This is a genomic window from Oceanobacillus limi (genome assembly GCF_900111445.1).
In the GTDB taxonomy this organism is placed as follows: Bacteria; Bacillota; Bacilli; order Bacillales; family Amphibacillaceae; genus Ornithinibacillus; species Ornithinibacillus limi.
The window spans coordinates 19,570-36,747 of record NZ_FOHE01000022.1; the positions used below are offsets into that span (position 1 = coordinate 19,570).

General features: G+C 37.0%; 24 protein-coding genes. 7 read left to right on the forward strand and 17 right to left on the reverse strand.

Annotated elements, in window-relative coordinates; all coding sequences use genetic code 11:
• Window positions 1-937 precede the first annotated feature (937 nt).
• From BMX40_RS16985 to BMX40_RS17010, 6 genes are all read left to right on the forward strand, one after another.
• Complete coding sequence (locus tag BMX40_RS16985; RefSeq protein ID WP_090872178.1) at window positions 938-1,066, forward strand: YfhE family protein; 129 nt, start codon at window positions 938-940, stop codon at window positions 1,064-1,066.
• 363 nt (window positions 1,067-1,429) lie between these two features.
• Entirely contained in the window at window positions 1,430-1,828 is a 399-nt protein-coding gene (locus tag BMX40_RS16990) for a GntR family transcriptional regulator (protein ID WP_090872281.1), read from the forward strand.
• On the forward strand, window positions 1,825-2,940 hold the full coding sequence (locus tag BMX40_RS16995; RefSeq protein WP_090872180.1) for a DUF1648 domain-containing protein: 1,116 nt from the start codon (window positions 1,825-1,827) through the stop codon (window positions 2,938-2,940). The genes BMX40_RS16990 and BMX40_RS16995 overlap by 4 nt, the downstream gene beginning before the upstream one ends.
• Before the next feature lie 25 nt (window positions 2,941-2,965).
• Window positions 2,966-3,166, forward strand: a complete 201-nt coding sequence (locus BMX40_RS17000; RefSeq protein ID WP_090872182.1) for a PLD nuclease N-terminal domain-containing protein — start codon at window positions 2,966-2,968, stop codon at window positions 3,164-3,166.
• Complete coding sequence (locus BMX40_RS17005) at window positions 3,167-4,078, forward strand: ABC transporter ATP-binding protein (RefSeq protein WP_090872184.1); 912 nt, start codon at window positions 3,167-3,169, stop codon at window positions 4,076-4,078.
• A gap of 8 nt (window positions 4,079-4,086) precedes the next feature.
• A complete protein-coding gene (locus BMX40_RS17010; RefSeq protein ID WP_342028694.1) occupies window positions 4,087-4,851 on the forward strand; it encodes an ABC transporter permease in 765 nt (254 codons plus the stop codon).
• Between the two features lie 79 nt (window positions 4,852-4,930).
• On the opposite strand, the gene BMX40_RS17015 is transcribed toward BMX40_RS17010, so the two are convergent.
• The 9 genes from BMX40_RS17015 to BMX40_RS17055 all read right to left on the reverse strand — a co-directional run bounded on the left by BMX40_RS17015 (window position 4,931) and on the right by BMX40_RS17055 (window position 10,480).
• Window positions 4,931-6,199, reverse strand: coding sequence for a hypothetical protein (locus tag BMX40_RS17015; protein WP_090872188.1), 1,269 nt, complete (start codon window positions 6,197-6,199; stop codon window positions 4,931-4,933).
• Window positions 6,200-6,272: 73 nt separating this feature from the next.
• Complete coding sequence (locus tag BMX40_RS17020; protein ID WP_090872189.1) at window positions 6,273-7,067, reverse strand: aminoglycoside adenylyltransferase domain-containing protein; 795 nt, start codon at window positions 7,065-7,067, stop codon at window positions 6,273-6,275.
• 228 nt (window positions 7,068-7,295) lie between these two features.
• The gene (locus tag BMX40_RS17025) at window positions 7,296-7,592 is read right to left on the reverse strand and encodes a hypothetical protein (protein WP_090872192.1); all 297 of its coding nucleotides are present in this window, start codon (window positions 7,590-7,592) and stop codon (window positions 7,296-7,298) included.
• A 16-nt stretch (window positions 7,593-7,608) separates the two neighbouring features.
• Complete coding sequence (locus BMX40_RS17030; RefSeq protein ID WP_090872194.1) at window positions 7,609-8,004, reverse strand: GNAT family N-acetyltransferase; 396 nt, start codon at window positions 8,002-8,004, stop codon at window positions 7,609-7,611.
• Window positions 8,005-8,030: 26 nt separating this feature from the next.
• Entirely contained in the window at window positions 8,031-8,216 is a 186-nt protein-coding gene (locus tag BMX40_RS17035) for a hypothetical protein (protein ID WP_090872196.1), read from the reverse strand.
• Entirely contained in the window at window positions 8,217-8,624 is a 408-nt protein-coding gene (locus BMX40_RS17040; RefSeq protein ID WP_090872197.1) for a hypothetical protein, read from the reverse strand.
• Window positions 8,625-8,646: 22 nt separating this feature from the next.
• Window positions 8,647-8,991 (reverse strand): DUF6176 family protein, encoded by a 345-nt coding sequence (locus BMX40_RS17045; RefSeq protein ID WP_090872199.1) that lies wholly within the window; start codon window positions 8,989-8,991, stop codon window positions 8,647-8,649.
• A gap of 23 nt (window positions 8,992-9,014) precedes the next feature.
• Window positions 9,015-9,575 (reverse strand): ATP-binding protein, encoded by a 561-nt coding sequence (locus BMX40_RS17050; RefSeq protein ID WP_090872201.1) that lies wholly within the window; start codon window positions 9,573-9,575, stop codon window positions 9,015-9,017.
• Between the two features lie 260 nt (window positions 9,576-9,835).
• Complete coding sequence (locus tag BMX40_RS17055; protein ID WP_090872203.1) at window positions 9,836-10,480, reverse strand: lysozyme inhibitor LprI family protein; 645 nt, start codon at window positions 10,478-10,480, stop codon at window positions 9,836-9,838.
• A 269-nt stretch (window positions 10,481-10,749) separates the two neighbouring features.
• Between BMX40_RS17055 and BMX40_RS17060 the strand changes: the two genes are divergently transcribed.
• Window positions 10,750-11,265: a hypothetical protein gene (locus BMX40_RS17060; RefSeq protein WP_090872205.1), complete on the forward strand. Its 516-nt coding sequence runs from the start codon at window positions 10,750-10,752 to the stop codon at window positions 11,263-11,265.
• Between the two features lie 125 nt (window positions 11,266-11,390).
• Here BMX40_RS17060 and BMX40_RS17065 read toward each other — a convergent pair whose 3' ends face one another.
• The 8 genes from BMX40_RS17065 to BMX40_RS17100 all read right to left on the reverse strand — a co-directional run bounded on the left by BMX40_RS17065 (window position 11,391) and on the right by BMX40_RS17100 (window position 16,902).
• Window positions 11,391-12,254, reverse strand: coding sequence for an AraC family transcriptional regulator (locus BMX40_RS17065; protein ID WP_090872207.1), 864 nt, complete (start codon window positions 12,252-12,254; stop codon window positions 11,391-11,393).
• Window positions 12,255-12,549: 295 nt separating this feature from the next.
• Window positions 12,550-12,729 (reverse strand): type II toxin-antitoxin system antitoxin, encoded by a 180-nt coding sequence (locus BMX40_RS17070; protein ID WP_090872209.1) that lies wholly within the window; start codon window positions 12,727-12,729, stop codon window positions 12,550-12,552.
• 13 nt (window positions 12,730-12,742) lie between these two features.
• Entirely contained in the window at window positions 12,743-13,588 is an 846-nt protein-coding gene (locus BMX40_RS17075; protein WP_170840839.1) for an SPFH domain-containing protein, read from the reverse strand.
• A gap of 405 nt (window positions 13,589-13,993) precedes the next feature.
• Entirely contained in the window at window positions 13,994-14,527 is a 534-nt protein-coding gene (locus BMX40_RS17080; RefSeq protein ID WP_090872213.1) for an ATP-binding protein, read from the reverse strand.
• A gap of 189 nt (window positions 14,528-14,716) precedes the next feature.
• A complete protein-coding gene (locus BMX40_RS17085) occupies window positions 14,717-15,022 on the reverse strand; it encodes a hypothetical protein (RefSeq protein WP_090872214.1) in 306 nt (101 codons plus the stop codon).
• A 119-nt stretch (window positions 15,023-15,141) separates the two neighbouring features.
• On the reverse strand, window positions 15,142-15,324 hold the full coding sequence (locus BMX40_RS17090) for a hypothetical protein (protein WP_090872216.1): 183 nt from the start codon (window positions 15,322-15,324) through the stop codon (window positions 15,142-15,144).
• Window positions 15,325-16,060: 736 nt separating this feature from the next.
• A complete protein-coding gene (locus tag BMX40_RS17095; protein ID WP_090872218.1) occupies window positions 16,061-16,666 on the reverse strand; it encodes a hypothetical protein in 606 nt (201 codons plus the stop codon).
• Between the two features lie 41 nt (window positions 16,667-16,707).
• Entirely contained in the window at window positions 16,708-16,902 is a 195-nt protein-coding gene (locus BMX40_RS17100) for a hypothetical protein (protein ID WP_090872220.1), read from the reverse strand.
• Between the last annotated feature and the right edge of the window lie 276 nt (window positions 16,903-17,178).

Consider the following 17,178-nt stretch of genomic DNA (forward strand, 5'->3'; position numbering starts at 1 on the left):
GATTCCGGGGGCTCGAACGTTGATTTCTCGCTTTGAACGTTGATTCCTGGGGCTCATGCGTTGATTTATTGGTTTGAACGTCGATTCCCGAAGCTTGAACGTTGATTGTTTGCTTTAAACGTCGATTCCCGGGGCTCGAACGTTGATTTCTCGTCCCGAACGTTGATTCCCGGGTCACGAGCGTTGATTTCTCGCTTTGAACGTTGATTCCCGGGGCTCGAACGTTGATTTCTCGGTTTGAACGTCGATAACAGCGGCTCGAACGTTGATTTCTCGTTTTAAACGTCGATTCCAGCGGCTCGTGCGTTGATTTCTCGGTTTGAACGTTGATTCCGGGGGCTCGAACGTTGATTTCCCGTCCCGAACGTCGATTCCAGCGGCTCGAACGTTGATTTCTCGTTTTAAACGTCGATTCCAGCGGCTCGTGCGTTGATTTCTCGGTTTGAACGTTGATTCCGGGGGCTCGAACGTTGATTTCCCGTCCCGAACGTCGATTCCAGCGGCTCGAACGTTGATTTCCCGTCCCGAACGTCGATTCCAGCGGCTCGAACGTTGATTTCCCGTCCCGAACGTCGATTCCAGCGGCTCGAATGTTGATTTCTCGTTTTAAACGTCGATTCCGGGGGCGCGTGCGTTGATTTCTCGCTTTGAACGTTGATTCCAGGGACTCGAATGTTGATTTCTCGTCCCGAACGTCGATTCCAGCGGCTCGAACGTTGATTTCCCGTCCCGAACGTCGATTACAGCAGCTCGAACGTTGATTCCCCAGTCTCGAACGTCAATTCCTCAGCCTCGAACGTCGATTTCTCCGTGGCAAACTTCTCGATCTCAACTGCTCATCACGCATGGATTCATCCCCCTTTGAAAACGTTTAGGAAATATATGTATATTTACCGCGATCATGGTAATCCTAAGCGTAAAACCGAGGGGTGATAACATGGCAAAGCCAAAGCGTGATGCAAAGGTAAAACATTTATCGAAAACACAGGAAGTTCTGTACCAAAGGGAATTTAAGAATGCTAATCGAGTGTATAACGAGGCTCACCAAGGAGGAAACCGAAGCTAAACGCAGCTTCGGTTTTTTCATGTCACTCCATTTATCCACATAAAAATCCACTTTTGTTAATAACTTTCGCAAACCCCCATTCCTACAACACCAATTATTCACAGTCACTTGTTAACATTTAGTGGATAGTTTTGTGGGTAATGTGGATAAATCTATTTCCCCCAATGAAATTAGCATTTATATTGTGTATAACTATGTGAATTACTATTTAACCCTCATACTAAACTGGCAGGTAATATAAACGCGACGTCCTGCGCGTCGTAAGACCACAACTGATATAAAGGAGGCTATTGACACCTCTCACCAACTGTTATACTATGTATATAACAGATATAATAATTAGAATAGGAGCGTTGATTGGATGTGTATATAAATCTAGACTTTGAATCCAACGAACCAATCTACACACAGCTTATGCACCAGATCATTGCCGGTATTGCGAAAAAAGAACTAAAACCCGGTGATGCCTTGCCATCCGTACGATCCTTAGCAGCGGACATCGGGATTAATTTGCATACGGTTAATAAAGCTTACCAACAACTCAAACAAGAAGGGTTTATTTTAATCCACCGTCAAAAAGGGGTTGTGATTAATCCTGATGGCGTACCACAGGCAGATGATCAATACATGAATAATTTAACCTCTACACTACACCCTATTATTGCCGAATCAATCTGTCGCGGATTAAGTAAGGAACAGGTTTTACAACTAACAGGTGAACTATATGAAAATTTTACAAAGAAAGAAGGTGGAGATAAATGAGTCAAACCGTTATTTTAATGATTGGTCTGATTTTAATTCCAGTTTTTCTATCTACGATGTTCATCCCCTATTGGACTAGGAAAACAGAAAGCTTTGGTGTTTCCATTCCAGAAGAATTTTATGGGAGTTCCATACTTAAAAAGCTACGGAAAAAATATGTATATCGTACTGGAATACTAAGTGTAATTACCGGGGGTGCTTATGTATATGGATCCTCATTATTGGAAGGAAATGAACAGGCAATTAGTACTTTAATTGCAATCGTAACTGGTATGTATATCATTATTTCTTTTCTCGTATATTTAGTTTTCCATCAAAAAATGAAACAACTAAAAAAAGAACAGGAAGGTACGTGGACAAAAAAGTCACAGCTGGTTGTTATCCATACAAATTTTCGCCAGCAAAAGCTTACCTATTCTAATTTTTGGTTTAGTATTTCTTTTTTCATTGCCATTATTACATTATTTATTGCATTACAAAACTATCAGCAAATTCCAGAGAGAATTCCAATGCAATATGATTTTTCAGGAGAGGTTACGAATTGGGCAACAAAAAGCTATCGCTCCATATTAATCATGCCTTTGATGCAAGTGTATCTTACTCTACTATTCCTGTTAGTCAATGTCATTATTGCGAAAGCAAAGCAGCAAGTAAATGCAGAAAATCCGGAAGAATCGATGCAAAAGAACGTGATTTTTAGAAGAAGATGGTCTGCATTTATTATTATTACTGGAATTGGACTTAGTCTTTTATTTTTATTTATCCAGCTAACCTTCATCTATTCGATTCCGACACAGTTGATCACGATTATCCCTCTTCTATATTCTTTTGGGGTAATTATTGGCACGATTTGGTTAGCCATTACGACTGGTCAAGGAGGTAGCCGTGTAACAGCAAAGTCAAAAACTGGTGACGGTACAATTATTGACCGAGATGATGATCAGTACTGGAAGCTTGGCATATTTTATTTTAATAAAAATGATCCAGCTATATTTCTAGAAAAACGGTTTGGTGTTGGCTGGACAAACAATTGGGCACATCCACTTTCATGGATTATTATCATTGGTATTATTTTATTAGCGATCGGAATCCCCTATTTACTAGGGGCTTAATATCACGCAGCTAGGAGGCGTTCGAATGGAATTATTACAGGAGATTAATTGGGCAATTATTGCACCGATACTGGTAATTCAAGGAATTTTAATTGTTATTGCACTCATTGATTGGATTCGAGCAGACGAAACAAATGGTCCAAAGTGGCTGTGGCTTATCATCATCCTATTTGTTAGCACATTAGGTCCTATTCTGTATTTCATTTTCGGAAGGAGACAGCGCTAAATGGCCTTACTAACGGTTCAGAACCTTTCCAAAAAGTATCAAAATAAAACAGCCGTACACAATGTTAGTTTTTCCTTTCCACATGGAAAATGCATTGCCTTAATTGGACCAAATGGAGCTGGTAAAACAACGATATTGCGCACGCTAGCAGGCTTGTTATCACCGACTTCAGGCACGATACAATTTGAAAACAAGAAAAGCAATACCGATGTTCGAGGGATGATTGGTTATCTCCCACAGTATCCCGTTTTTCATGGATGGATGACTGGTAAGGAATTTCTCGTCTATAGTGGAGAGTTAGCTTTACTCCCTAAGTCAGAAGCGAAGCACCGTGCCGATGAACTACTGGAGCGAATCGGAATTTCAAAAGAAGCCAGTAAGGAACGAATATCAAGGTATTCCGGCGGGATGAAGCAAAGATTAGGAATCGCGCAAGCCATCATTCACAAGCCAATGCTATTAATTTTAGATGAGCCTGTTTCCTCATTGGATCCAATTGGGCGCCGTGAAGTATTAACATTAATGGAGGAATTGAAGCAGGAGATGTCCATTTTGTTCTCTACGCATATTTTATCTGATGCGGATGAAATAAGTGATGAATTACTACTTCTTCGTCAAGGGGAAATTGTTGAAGCAGGGGCAATGCAGGAATTGAGGCAAAAGTATCAAACAGCCAAAATTGAAATTGGCTTTGAACACAGCCTTGAAGATTATAAGGGGAAAATCGAAGCGATCCCAGAAGTGAACGAATCCAAAATCGATCGGGACATCCTCCATGTGACTGCTTCCGATATCGCAATTGCTCGCCAAAAAATTCTAGCAGCTGCGGCTAAGGAAAATTGGCCGTTAACGACTTTCACAATTAACCGTGCTTCGTTAGAGGATATGTTTATGAAAGTGGTGAGTAACTAATGCAGTGGATGACACTTTTCAAAAAAGAGATGCTAGAAAACTGGCGAAATAAAAAGTGGGTTTGGTTCCCTTTAGTAATTATTTTGCTTTCCATACTTGATCCAATTTCAAGCTATTATATGCCACAAATTATTGATTCTGTTGGCGGTCTTCCAGATGGTACCGTATTGGAGCTTCCAGATTATACCCCACCAGAGGTAGTCATCATGAGTTTAGGACAGTTAAGCAGCTTGGGTGTATTAGTCATTGTGCTTATGTCGATGGGCACGATAGCTGGAGAGCGCAAGAGCGGTGTAGCTGAGCTGGTCTTGGTTAAGCCCGTTTCCTATAAAAACTACGTAACAGCTAAATGGGCTTCCCTCATCCTGCTGGTCTGGATATCCTTATTTCTTGGGTTATTTGTTGGTTGGTATTATATCAATATTCTATTTGGTGATTTAACCTTTCTTCACTTATTACAAATTACCTTTTTCTATGGATTATGGCTAACTCTAGTAGTTACGCTAGTCATATTCTACAACACATGGATTAAAACACCAGGTCTTGTCGCATTTTTAACGATTGCAACGATAATGATCATGAGCCTAATCACGCAAGTCTTTGGCCATTTCTTGGATTGGAGCCCGAACAAATTATCCAACCATATTTTTGAATCATTAATGACCGATCAGGCATCAACGGATTTAATCGCAACAGGTTCGGTAACAATTTTCATTTCAGTTCTTTTACTTGTAGCTTCCATTTATTGTTTTAGAATAAGAAGTCGCGTATAACCAATGAAAAAAGGGTAGTTTCAAACGTTTAACACGGTTGAACTACCCTTTGGCTTTCCAAGCGTACCGTAATCTCATCTTACAGATCGTCCAATGCCATAACGTCACCAGTTGTTGCGTTTACACCATATTGACAGTCTATTTTTCCACACAGTATATATTGCTTTTGTTGAAAATCATAAACATAATAAGGGGTTAGCTCAATAGAACTTTTCAGCTTTCTGTATGCTTCTTCTTTATCAAGTACAATGTTTTCCGTTGTTTGGAATTCATCAAACATTTCCAACATCTGCTTGTTATCAATATAATTAACTGCTTCCATGGTGTCTGGATCAATCATAATTACCAGTTTCCTTTGAAATACACGGAGCTCCTGATCAACTGTTCGCAGTGTCGCATGGATATATCCTTTTTCCTGGTGGATGGTCTTCAAGATCCATTTTCCAGGTTCTTTACCGAATTGCCGTTGTAGCAATTCCCTCACTATTTGAATACATTTCTCTTGGATGTCTTTTGTAATTGGGAACGAGTCAGGAGATGGTTCCGAAGAAAATGCTTGGTCGGCAGTTACCTCCTCTAACCACTTCATTTCTTTTCGATTAAATGGTTTGTCGATCGATTCCTCCCAAAAAATCACCTTATTGACTTGCAAATAAGCCCGTACGTCCACTATTGGTTCGAAGGGAATCGTTGCCATTTGATCATTGGTAACAAACAGCTCTTCCACTGCGTACACAGGCGTTAATTTTTTGTGTTCGAATGAAGGAAACTCCGTCAATTTCAATTGCCCTTTTGCAAGCTGTTGTACCTTGTCTAGAGAAAGCATGTATTTTTCTTTTTTAATTATCTCAGATTGTGGAAATTGTCCATAGATCGAAAATAACGTTAGTTTCCCTGCCTCATTATATTCCACTTCAATGGATCCAGAAGGAGAAACCGCTACTCCATCAATGCATTCGGAAAAAGTTAGCTCTCCTACTTCTTCTTTACGGATTTGAAATTGTGTCCCAAAGTTTAGCCCCGTTTCTTTTTCAACCCATTTTATGATGTCATCCGTATTCGAACGGCTAAAGGTTACGCCATTTGCAAAGGTTTTTCCCCCAACAAAAATAACACTTTTGACTTTTTGAGTTGTCACTTCAATATCAATAACAGCTGTGCCTTCTGGATTGGTATCGTCATCTTCCATTTCCATGATATGATTGGGAAACCACTCCATAGATAATGTATAAACCGTTTCACGAAATAGATTTACATCACGATCAAGTCTGTGATTTTTTAAGTAATAGTTATGTAATCCAAATTTAGTTTTCGTTAAAGCAACTAACGCTTGTACCCGTTTATCCATTTTTTCCACCTCACACTACCCTTTCAATCAAAACCTATTCCCCCGCTGCACTTCTATCTATTACTCTCTGTATCTACTGTCCGTAGCTTTTGACATGCTCTACTATGTACTTACGGAATACTTGTAATTCCGTTTCAAGAAATTCAACCTTTTTTGTTCCGCCATAGGCTTTAACCGCCTTATGAATCGTCGTTCTCAACTCTATTGGAAAGGTTCGTAATCCCCAGTTACCAGCCTCAAGCTTGGATGAAATCACTTCTTCAGTAATATACCAATAGACACGAATCATATTTAGAATACAGTAAACAGGATCCGCGGTTATATTAGTCAAGCAATCTTCAAAATCATCGAATATAGAAGAGAGGTAATCAGATGTTGGGATCACGGGAAATACCTCCTTGATTGGTTTTCCTTCTAAACAAATACCTCGATGATATGTAACCGTAATATGTGCAGCCAAATCAGCATCTGTGTTCTGTGCATCATTTATGTAATTGTCGGTATGATTCCAAAAATCCGCTTCATACCTTTCTCTCCAAAATTCACTATAGTGAAAATCAAATGGACATGGATGTTGCCAGCTTTCTAGCTGTCCTCGATTTAGAAAACTAATCTCAATTGGAAACGGGGAATTGGAATAAGATAATAGAAGCTTCGCTAAGTCTCTTTTGGTTTGCACCGTCAATTTTTCTTTCGTAACAACCAATATGTCAATATCACTATGACTCGGATTAAATCCTCCCATTGCTAATGAGCCATGTATGTAGAAACCAATAATCTCTTCAATAAGTAATTGCTTCATTCCTCTTTTCAGCTTCTTTACAAAACCTTTTACATCTGGTGAACTTGTATTCCAATCACTAATCATATTGCGTTATCCCCACCCTTTCCAATGATCGCTAAATGTTGGTGAAATACACCAACAACACAAGCCCTCCAAATATGATGAGGTACCGTAACCACTTTGGTACCTTAGCAAACCATTTCGAAGTCATCCTCTGACCAAATTCAGAATTCTTATCTTCACCGGTGACCATGTTCTCAATCCTTTCATTAAGTCAGCTTTACTCGTAAACAACTATAAATTTGATAAAAATCATTGACCTTCCTGTGAATCATAGTAATCTTCAATATAATTATACGTTCCGATCAATTCAAACGTATTCGTATTCTCATCAAACTCCAGTACTATAACTTCACCGTACATACCAGAGTCCATACCATTATCAACAATGGCCATTCTATCTTCTGTAAGTTGTACAACACTTTGACCATTCGAGACATCAGGATATGGTGGATAGTTCTGTTCAAATGATGGAGTTGGCTTCAAGGCAATGATGATTAAACAGATTAGAATACCAATCATTATTTTTTTCATTCCATTATCCGACATTACAATCCCTCCTTTTTTATTTTCTATGCATCACAAATTGTGATTTGCTATGCTTAAAGTTATTTTTCTCGTAAAAAGGTATGAGGTCTTCATCACAAAATAAACTAATCACATCGATATCGGAAAGTTCATGTAGTAAATTAGCTACAAGATTTGCCCCAATTCCAACCGATTGAAATTCCCTATGAACAACAACGTCTTCCACGTATGCCCTAAATTTGCCGTCCGAAATGGCTCGGGCAAAGCCAATCAGCTGATCTCCATTCCACGCACCAACAGAAGCCCCTTGGTTTAACATTTCTTTAATATCCTTTTCTTCTCTTTCTTCCCACCAACCAGCAATTTGATAGAGATTCATCAGTTTAGATGGGTCAATTGACTTCTCGGCAAAACTCCAAATGTTTACATTCATACCTATCACCACTTTTACGATTTAATTCAACTAGAGCCTACTTCCCCAGTAATAATCTCCTCCAACGTTTCAGCATGTTTTTCTGATAAAGGGACATAATTACTTCGCTCTCGATCAATCACAAACATACCTCTACCTGGAAAAATTCGCACATCATATTGATTGAACTTATAGTCTATAGGACCATCTGGAAGACTATCGGAATGTATCACTCATTTTTCACTTCGGAGGAGATCCTTTATCCATAGAATGGTAGCTTCATCATCTATTTCATTTATTTCCTCATATTCTCCATCTATTTGTTCGTAAACAGTAAGCTTGGAATCAAGGTCAATGACGTTCTGTTTATCAATCCCTCCCATTACGACTATCACAACCATTGTTGCAACAGTACCGGTTCGAAATGCTATTTTATCAATAGTCGTAGCGCCAATCCTATCGTCTGCAAATTTAAAGTAGGAAACAAGTAGAAGATACCCAAACATAAACAGCCCTTGCCCAAATGTGTCATAAACTGTTGCAAGATACCGTAATACGGTTATTCCGATTAACGTTATCCCAGAATAACCTACAATTAAATACAGGTACTTACGATCTCGTTTTTTTAACTCTTCTTGCATTCAGCCTCCCCCTTAGTCATTATTACCTCATACCATCTTGAACCTTATCTGATATCATTACGACTTCTGTGTCCAAATCAATCGGTTGCTCCTTTGAATCGATACATTTCTCCCAGAACTCCAAATGCTTCTTATCAATCCAATGCGTGGATTCTTCTACAGCTTGCCCCCCATCTCCTTGGATTGAATACCAATACAAATACTCCGTTCCACTAACCTTTTCCCTAAAAATCGTTTCGACGTACATTTTTTCCGCTTCTAATGTTAAGAGTACATCCTTCATGTGATTATTTAAAAAATCCATCCATTCATCTACCACTTCGGATTGACCTTCTTTAACTTTAAACCTAGTTAATTCTACTTTCATGTTTAACCAACCTTCTTCTTTATTTACGATTCAGCTATACGAACAATCCGTTCTATAGCCGTTTCAACTTCCACACTATCCCGAACAACAAGTAAATGGTCTGCCTCGCCTTCCTTTGGATCGATCACATCATTTCGAAACGTATTTGCATGTTGTCGAATGAGCACTTCTTCAAAACTTTTAGCACCTCTAAATATACTTGTACTTCGATTACTTTGTTCCACCCGAGCTTGAAGAACATCATCTGGAATATCGAAATGAACGAGAATACGTGTGAAATCTTCTTCAGGGAAAAGCTCCTCAAGAAGGTAAGATCTATCTTTTACACTCCGGTTCGAGTTACAAATAATAAGATGAAAATTCGTATGTTCAACCGTGTAATCTACAATGAGCTTTGATAAAGCGTGTTTCAATGTATTTGGCCCTTGCTTTGGTTGCAATGTTTTATAATATGTATTGATGAATGCAGCATGATTGTCTTGATCCATTACAACGGAGTCATGTAGCTTTTCTTCAAGCGCTCTAGCAAATGTGGTCTTTCCGCTATGCGTCTTTCCGACCGTTATAATCACGAGTCTTTTCATGTTTTTCCCTTTCCTCCCCGCTACTATAAAAAAGCGATAATCTGCTCATTCTGTTCCATTATCTTATCTAGTTTTCTAGCTATTTCTTTTGTTTGTTGAGAACGAGAGGATGTATTGATCATTAACTTTCGAATGAATTCCACAATCTATCTTCGGTATTTTATACTATAAGTCTAACATATTACCTCAATCATTAACTTGAATTTTCTGAACCAAACAACCCAAAAAAGTCCAAAGTATTACCTTTGGACTTACGTACGTTATTTCATATAGCCTTCAACTAATTCAAAGCATCTCTCTTCTGTAAGATTATTCATTACCGCTGTATACTCTAATTGTTCATGTGTACCGCCTTCATATTCTAGGGAAGCTTCTTTTGCCGTATCATCTCGGTATTCTATCCACTCCCGTTGCTCTTTCCTTAATTGCTCCATCTCTTCTGGAGGAAGTTGTTCCTCCAAAATTTGATAAACTTCATTTAACAGCCCATCCCAAATATCAAATCGTTTTCCTTCTGCATTTTTCATCGCGTATGTTGAACTATCTGTTGGATTGTTTATTAACTCATCCGTTTCTTTTTTCGTTTCCTTTAATTTCTTGAGATATTCTTCCTTTAAACTCCCAGTATCATTAGCTGAGGTATTTTCTTCATCTTGTGTAGATTCATTACTAGGTGTTTCATCATTTTCGTTCGCATCAGCATTTTCGCTTTCCATGTTATCTGAACCATTCTCTGCCGACTCATCTGAATTTGCAGCGTTATCATCTGTGCTTTCGGCAGCATTATTACTATCTGACTGATTGTCCGGCTTAGCACTAGAATCATCGGATGAGTCATCACAAGCAGCTAATAGGAGGAGTACAAAAGTAAGCACTCCTATCAATAATTTACGATTGTTTTTCATAACAAAACTACCTTTCTAATTTTTAGTTCATTTTATCCGCGCAAATAACTGGCAGTAAGACCACACTGATAAAAATTAACTTTTCATTTTTTTCTCTCAATATATACTATCATAATTTAACTCACTTTGTATCTATTATTAGTATTAATACCTTCCCCATAATAGCGGCAGACCCTGTTATGTTATGTGAATTTTTTTATGATACACTTAAAATAAAATTTATGCATCATTATTATTAAGAGGAAGTACAAACATGTGGGGGAATCATCATGAAAAAGAATGTAGTTATTGGGATATTAAGTACTTTGGTCGTTGTACTCATATTTACGAGCTCGCACTTGTATAAAGAAATAAAAAGGATGAAAGTGGATGTAAGTTATGATCATGTACTATTAATTAACGAATCACGCGATGCTGTTGATAATATGCGTGCTACTAATTTACAGGATGCACTTGAGACAGAAGATGGCATTGCATTGATTGAAACTCATAAAGATCAAACCTTACAGAAGGAGAGGCAATTTTCCTATCATATGAGGCCTTTTCCCAAAATAGGCAATATGTTTTATGAAGTATATCAAATCCAAGACAAGGTTTTAGAGCGGGGGGAAGCAACAGAGGAGGATATAGAGATTTACAAGGACCGACTAAACAAACTTTACTATATCATGATGGATCTCGAACACTATACAGGTTCAGCCCGTGATTTGTTTGATTCCTTTCATGGTGAAGTGGATCCAGAAATCACTGAGAAAATCGACCAACGAATCGAAGCAGATTATTAATCGAGTTATTAGCCTACCTAGATTCACGAAAAATTAAGTACTTTTGAGTCTTTATTTAAGTAAAGGCATTGCTTTAAAAAGAACAACGCAAATTTATTACTCGCGTTGTTCTTTCTTAATAACGTTTATTTCTTTTGAACTGGAATCCAAATTTCACTATATGCATAACCCTTTTTTTCTTGATCCATTTTAGTAAAAGAAAAAGTGGGTGCTTGGATTACTTCATAATCGGAAGAAGGAAGCCATTCTGAATACGTTTTTGCCATTGTTTCCTGTAACGTAGATGGAAATGGCCCTTCATTTGGGAATATTGCCCAAGTATGAGCTTCAACTGGCACTTTTTCTAATTGATCACTTACTTCCTGCTTCGTTGTTAAAACACCTATCAGGTGCGTTAAACCTCCCTCTTCCTTTATGAAATTCGCGTCCGCATCATAAGAAGCATTTACAATTTCATATGGCTCTATATTTTGCAGGGAATGCATTTCTTCTTTTTGTTCTTCGGTTATACTTTGTGCAAGCTTTACAATCTCATTATTAACACCTTCAAACTGCATCGGCACACGTTTACTTACACCAACCAAATTAAACGCTGGTTTTTCCTCTATTCTAAATTCCATACTGTTTCCTCCTTTAACCGTTATTACAAATGAAAGTTTGGGAAATGATTTGCTTGTTCCCTTCTTTAAGACATCTGAGGGTAAAAACCCACTCCATTTTTTAAATGCTCTGGTAAAACCATCTACTGACTGATAACCATATTTAAAAGCAACCTCTGTTACTTTTTCTCCATGCAACAAATCCTTATTTGCTTCCGATAATTTCCTGTTTTTTATATATTCACTAAGTGGCAAGCCAGAAAGGTAAAAAAATATCTTTCGAAAGTGATAGTCGGAAACCCCAGCATATTGAGAAATTTGTTCAAGAGACAGCTCGTCGGTTAAATGATCCTCAATATAGTCAATGACTAGGTTTAATTCTTTTAACAAAGTATATCCCTCCTTTCATGTCTACATCATAGCAAAGCAACTTGTGGAATACTCGACTTTATTAACACAAAATATATCGATCGGTAAATCTTATGGAAAAAATGGAATTCCGAATTACTCCTCAACGGTTCCACATAATCCAATTTTACCACTCTAAAAAGACAGCGATTCGGGTAGCGCAACCGCTAACCTCTTTTTTTCTGTAATACAAAACGAGTAAGAAATCCTCATGATTTCCTACTCGTTTTCATACTACTTATTTCATTTCACTATGTCATTAATTACATAATCAAATTTAATCTTCCTCCGCGTTTCTCTCTTCCTTTTTTGGCATTCTTCCTGCTTTTTTCAAGCTCTCTCTTAGCAGAAATTCGATGTGACTATTTACACTACGAAATTCATCTTTTGACCAAGTTTCAAGGGCTTCGTATAGTTTCGGATCAATGCGTAGTGGGAAATTCTTTCGTTTAACCATCTAAACCCCTTCTTTATTGGTATAGTGAGCCTGTATTAACAACCGGCTGTGCTCCATGATCCGATACAATTGATACGAGTAAATTATTGATCATTGCTGCTCTTCTTTCATCATCTAAGTCAACAACACCTTCTTTTTCGATACGGTCAATTGCATCTTGCACCATTCCTACTGCTCCATCAACAATTTGTTTGCGTGCAGAGATAATGGCACTTGCCTGTTGTCTTTGTAGCATCGCTTGGGCAATTTCAGTTGAATAGGCCAAGTGAGTTAATCTCGCCTCAATAACATCTACTCCTGCAACTCGTAAGCGATCTTGTAGCTCTGTCGTTAATTCCGATGACACCTCTTCTGCATTTCCTCGTAATGTTAATTCATTTTCCTCAAAGTTATCATAAGGATATTTGGTTGCTACCGCACGAATTGCAGTTTCACTTTGAATTTCTACAAACTCTTCATAGCGATCGACATCAAAAACTGCTTTTGCCGAATCGATAACCTTAAATACTATTACTGCTGCAATTTCAATCGGATTCCCGTTTACGTCATTTACCTTTAAGCGTTTGCTGTTAAAATTTCGCACACGAAGTGAGATTGTTCTTCGCACGCTAAATGGAACTGTTAGTACAATTCCTTCACGTCGTACGGTACCCATATACCTTCCAAGAAAAATAACTACTGCAGATTGATTCGGTTGTACCATTGTTACCCCAGAACCAAGTACAATTGCAAGGATCAAGCAGATACCTCCAATAATCAATTGTTGTTCCATAAAACACAACACGGTACCTGCTAATAAAATTGCAATCAGCAAAATGCCAAAATAACCATTCAATACCCAAGCTTCTTTTTCTTTGATTTCATTCATTAAAATCCCACCTTTGATTTTTAATATTATACTTATATCAATATGATATCATGTTTATGAATTTTCGCAAAACTTTTTGTGTAAAAATAACGAAAAAGTTTAAATTAGTTTTACTGAAACGTTGATAGTATGCCTTTTCTAACACATCAGAGGGGATTCTTGAATAATTTGAAGTCAATAATAAAACGTCCCTACTTGTTTTATAATGGGTTCAGTTTCGGAGTACAAGACACTAACCAACAATGGATTTAGTATCCTTTGTTGGTTAGAGATTACCACTGTAATTGGCACCATATTTCACAGTGAAAATAGCACAATAAAAAGGAGCTTGGGTTCCCAAGCTCCTTTGGTTATGAATTAATTGACCCTTATTCAACTAAGCACCATTTAGTTTAATTAGTTTTTTAGATAATCTAATACAATATCAACTCTTTCATTGACTGAGTAATCACCTTCAATTTTTAATATTGGACAAGATAAGTCTGCCATCCAATGTTCGTGTAAAGATTTACTTCTAACATCTAATCCCGCACTATCATATAAAGATGCCCATTCTAAAAATGTTTTCGATTGTTCATATTTACTACCACCAACTAATATTTCATTTCCATAACGCTGAATTTCCCTCTGTTGTAACCTTTCAATCCTTATATCTTGCGGAATCCATAAGAATATAACAAGGTCAAAATAACTCTTAAAGTTATCACCCCAACCACACACTGCACCAGAAAGAATATAGTTTTCATAAAGTGATAAATCTTTTTCAAGCATATGTCTTCTTTCAGGTACTTTCCTTTGTTTAGTGAATTTAGTTGTCCAAAAATAATCATCGGTATCAAGGTATTTATGAGGCAAAACCTTCGATAATGAAGAGCCAAGTGTTGAAGTTCCAGACCCAGAAGCTCCCATTATATGAATTCGTTTTTTCATTTTTCTCCTCCTTTGATACTTTTTTCGTAACATAAATTCACTATGTTTCTTCCGCTCTTCTGTTATGTTAGTACAACATCTTTACACCTTAATATTAACATAATAATTCCAAACTATTTTACAAAAAAATGAAGACCATCAATTTGATGATCCTTTATTTCACTCTTTCACTCGATAGTTGAACAACCATTAGTTAGTTATTTTCACTATATTTTTATTATTTAGGAATTCGAGTATATAAAAGTTAATACAAGTAATTATGGGAATGAAAAAAGCAAATATAAGAATACCTAAACCTGCAAATACCCCATCCACTGCTTTCACATTAAAAACCTTATAAAAAATAATTGTTGCTACCGATAACAGAAGTGTATTAATACAAAATCCTATTAAAACTCCAAACCATTTACTTGCTTTCTTTTTAAATAACCAAATAGAAAATAAAGTGGATACTATCAAAGAAAATAATAAAGTAAGGTAAACAGCAATATCCATGAAAATCGCCCCTAAATAAATTTACTCTTTTTTAACTCTTCTGCTCCTTTACTTTAATAAGAGTATAGAAGCTGTCCTAGGTAACAATCCTTCTTTTTCTAAAGCACCTGCTAACGGAACTAAAACGGCAGGCTTTGAAAAAGCGAAATGATTATAACTAATGCCGACAAAGACCCCGCAGACAGTAAGGTTATCATTTTTCGCCAATTTACCTCTTTGGAGGGTTTTACAGCCTCTTTGGAAACCGCAATCCATATAACAATAGAAACTATGGCTACTATGGTAATAACATCATTAGACATATTTAACACTCCCTTGTTTAACTCTTGTACCATCTTTTTATATTTCTTTGTTATTATAATTCTTTGTTATAGATAATCTCCTTTATTTCATCTATTTTTTAAATAACTCATTTAGCTTTTTCTTGGTGTTAGTAAAGTGATGGGCTACCCTTGATATTAAGTAAACAATAAGCACGAGCTATTCAACTATCTGCCTATGTTAGTTGAACAAGACAAAGTTGTTTTTCAACTCTTGCACCCGATTCTTTAATAAGGTGTTATCTTAAACGTGTTAATTTTGTTTATTTGTTCTTCATTGACCGCCGTAAATGCAAACCCGTTAAACGGGGGTTGAAATTCATATACACAAGTAAACTGGATACTATAATAAAAAGTAAAATTTTCACATTGTCCCTCCTCATGTCACTACGGATTTCCCACTACAAACTTTTCGCTTACCTGGCCCGTTTGTTGAACAAATATTTAGTAATTCCCAATCATTTGTAACTTCTACCAAAACAATAACATAATATTCAAAAGAAAATGTTAAAACTTAACCATATGAAAAATGCGACCTTATTGGTCACCTGGTTATCACACCCTACGGAACTGTTTTAGTTCGGTTATAGTTTTCAAGACATAAAATAGCCGATTTCCATATTAAAAAATCGACTTCTTCTTTTACTAAAGCCCCCGTTCCTTCAACAACGATGTTTTCTGAGGAATGCATTTTCAATTTTCTTTTTGCTAACCTACGTTATACATGTACGGTTATATAACTTGTTAAAATCACGAAGAAAAATAACGTTTCAAGATTAATCACGAATGGATTAGGCTTCACCTTTGAAAAGAGGTTCACCCTTTTCACTAAGCTTGCATCCAGCATAATGAATAAATAGTAAATAAGTAGTAAACCAAATAAGGTCATAAGAATAGCCATCAAGATCTCGCCACTCATCCAGAACGTTATTCCTAGAAATATAGCCCAAATACTTTTGAATACGCCTATTAGACTTTCATACGGGTTCGTTAATGTTGCCATCATGTAATCTCCGTGTTTGTCTGTAATGGCATGATCGTCATTATGCTTAACAATAAATGAAATATGACCAGTTTGAAGTGCCATTGTACTAACTAACATAAGCAAATATACAAAACCAAATACCGTTCCTACTACTAAGACATCCGAATTTAGTAACTGAAACAAGGTAATTGGTAAAGGAAGCCACATTGCGTACATTATTGCCATTAATATATGAATAAGAGCATATTCATTGTTCTTAGCCATTTTTTGATACGTAAAAATGATGATTAAGAAAATTAATATTCCTAGCCACCCCAAGATTACCGTAGACAAAATCAACTAATCCTCCCCCTAAAATGTGCTGTCTCTATGCGTTTTATTTAAACTACTACATGATAAACAAATGGAATAATCAGAGCCAAACTCAAACAAACGATTGCTGCTACTTTTGATTGTTTCGCCACGCGCTCATCGTCACCTTTAAGGTTTTCAATGAATGTAAGTGTATAATAAAAACAACAAATAATTAGTACTATTGAAATAATTCCTATCCCTACTGGGGCATTTATATTCATACGATCTCTCCTATTCTTTTAGCTGCATTTACCTTGAAATTTGCTGATTGGAGTATTAGAGCTGTTAATCTGGATTTTCCCCACTGGCAGGGCATTCGTTTGGGGTATCAACGTTCAACAACCAGTTATCAACGTTCAGCAACCAGTTATCAACGTTCACCAACTAGTTATCAACGTTCACCAATCCGGTATCAACGTTCAACAAACAGTTATCAACGTTCAACAAACAGTTATCAACGTTCGGCCACCAGTTATCAACGTTCACCAAACCGGTAT

Coding starts and splice junctions, on each gene's coding strand:
- BMX40_RS16995 (WP_090872180.1), top strand. CDS start 1,825: ATGAGTCAAACCGTTATTTTAATGATTGGTCTGATTTTAATTCCAGTT.
- BMX40_RS16985 (WP_090872178.1), top strand. CDS start 938: ATGGCAAAGCCAAAGCGTGATGCAAAGGTAAAACATTTATCGAAAACA.
- BMX40_RS17000 (WP_090872182.1), top strand. CDS start 2,966: ATGGAATTATTACAGGAGATTAATTGGGCAATTATTGCACCGATACTG.
- BMX40_RS17080 (WP_090872213.1), bottom strand. CDS start 14,527: ATGAAAAAACGAATTCATATAATGGGAGCTTCTGGGTCTGGAACTTCA.
- BMX40_RS17025 (WP_090872192.1), bottom strand. CDS start 7,592: ATGTCGGATAATGGAATGAAAAAAATAATGATTGGTATTCTAATCTGT.
- BMX40_RS17100 (WP_090872220.1), bottom strand. CDS start 16,902: ATGAATATAAATGCCCCAGTAGGGATAGGAATTATTTCAATAGTACTA.
- BMX40_RS17070 (WP_090872209.1), bottom strand. CDS start 12,729: ATGGTTAAACGAAAGAATTTCCCACTACGCATTGATCCGAAACTATAC.
- BMX40_RS17015 (WP_090872188.1), bottom strand. CDS start 6,199: ATGGATAAACGGGTACAAGCGTTAGTTGCTTTAACGAAAACTAAATTT.
- BMX40_RS17010 (WP_342028694.1), top strand. CDS start 4,087: ATGACACTTTTCAAAAAAGAGATGCTAGAAAACTGGCGAAATAAAAAG.
- BMX40_RS17005 (WP_090872184.1), top strand. CDS start 3,167: ATGGCCTTACTAACGGTTCAGAACCTTTCCAAAAAGTATCAAAATAAA.
- BMX40_RS17050 (WP_090872201.1), bottom strand. CDS start 9,575: ATGAAAAGACTCGTGATTATAACGGTCGGAAAGACGCATAGCGGAAAG.
- BMX40_RS17030 (WP_090872194.1), bottom strand. CDS start 8,004: ATGAATGTAAACATTTGGAGTTTTGCCGAGAAGTCAATTGACCCATCT.
- BMX40_RS17090 (WP_090872216.1), bottom strand. CDS start 15,324: ATGTCTAATGATGTTATTACCATAGTAGCCATAGTTTCTATTGTTATA.
- BMX40_RS17085 (WP_090872214.1), bottom strand. CDS start 15,022: ATGGATATTGCTGTTTACCTTACTTTATTATTTTCTTTGATAGTATCC.
- BMX40_RS17020 (WP_090872189.1), bottom strand. CDS start 7,067: ATGATTAGTGATTGGAATACAAGTTCACCAGATGTAAAAGGTTTTGTA.
- BMX40_RS17040 (WP_090872197.1), bottom strand. CDS start 8,624: ATGCAAGAAGAGTTAAAAAAACGAGATCGTAAGTACCTGTATTTAATT.
- BMX40_RS17045 (WP_090872199.1), bottom strand. CDS start 8,991: ATGAAAGTAGAATTAACTAGGTTTAAAGTTAAAGAAGGTCAATCCGAA.
- BMX40_RS17055 (WP_090872203.1), bottom strand. CDS start 10,480: ATGAAAAACAATCGTAAATTATTGATAGGAGTGCTTACTTTTGTACTC.
- BMX40_RS17060 (WP_090872205.1), top strand. CDS start 10,750: ATGAAAAAGAATGTAGTTATTGGGATATTAAGTACTTTGGTCGTTGTA.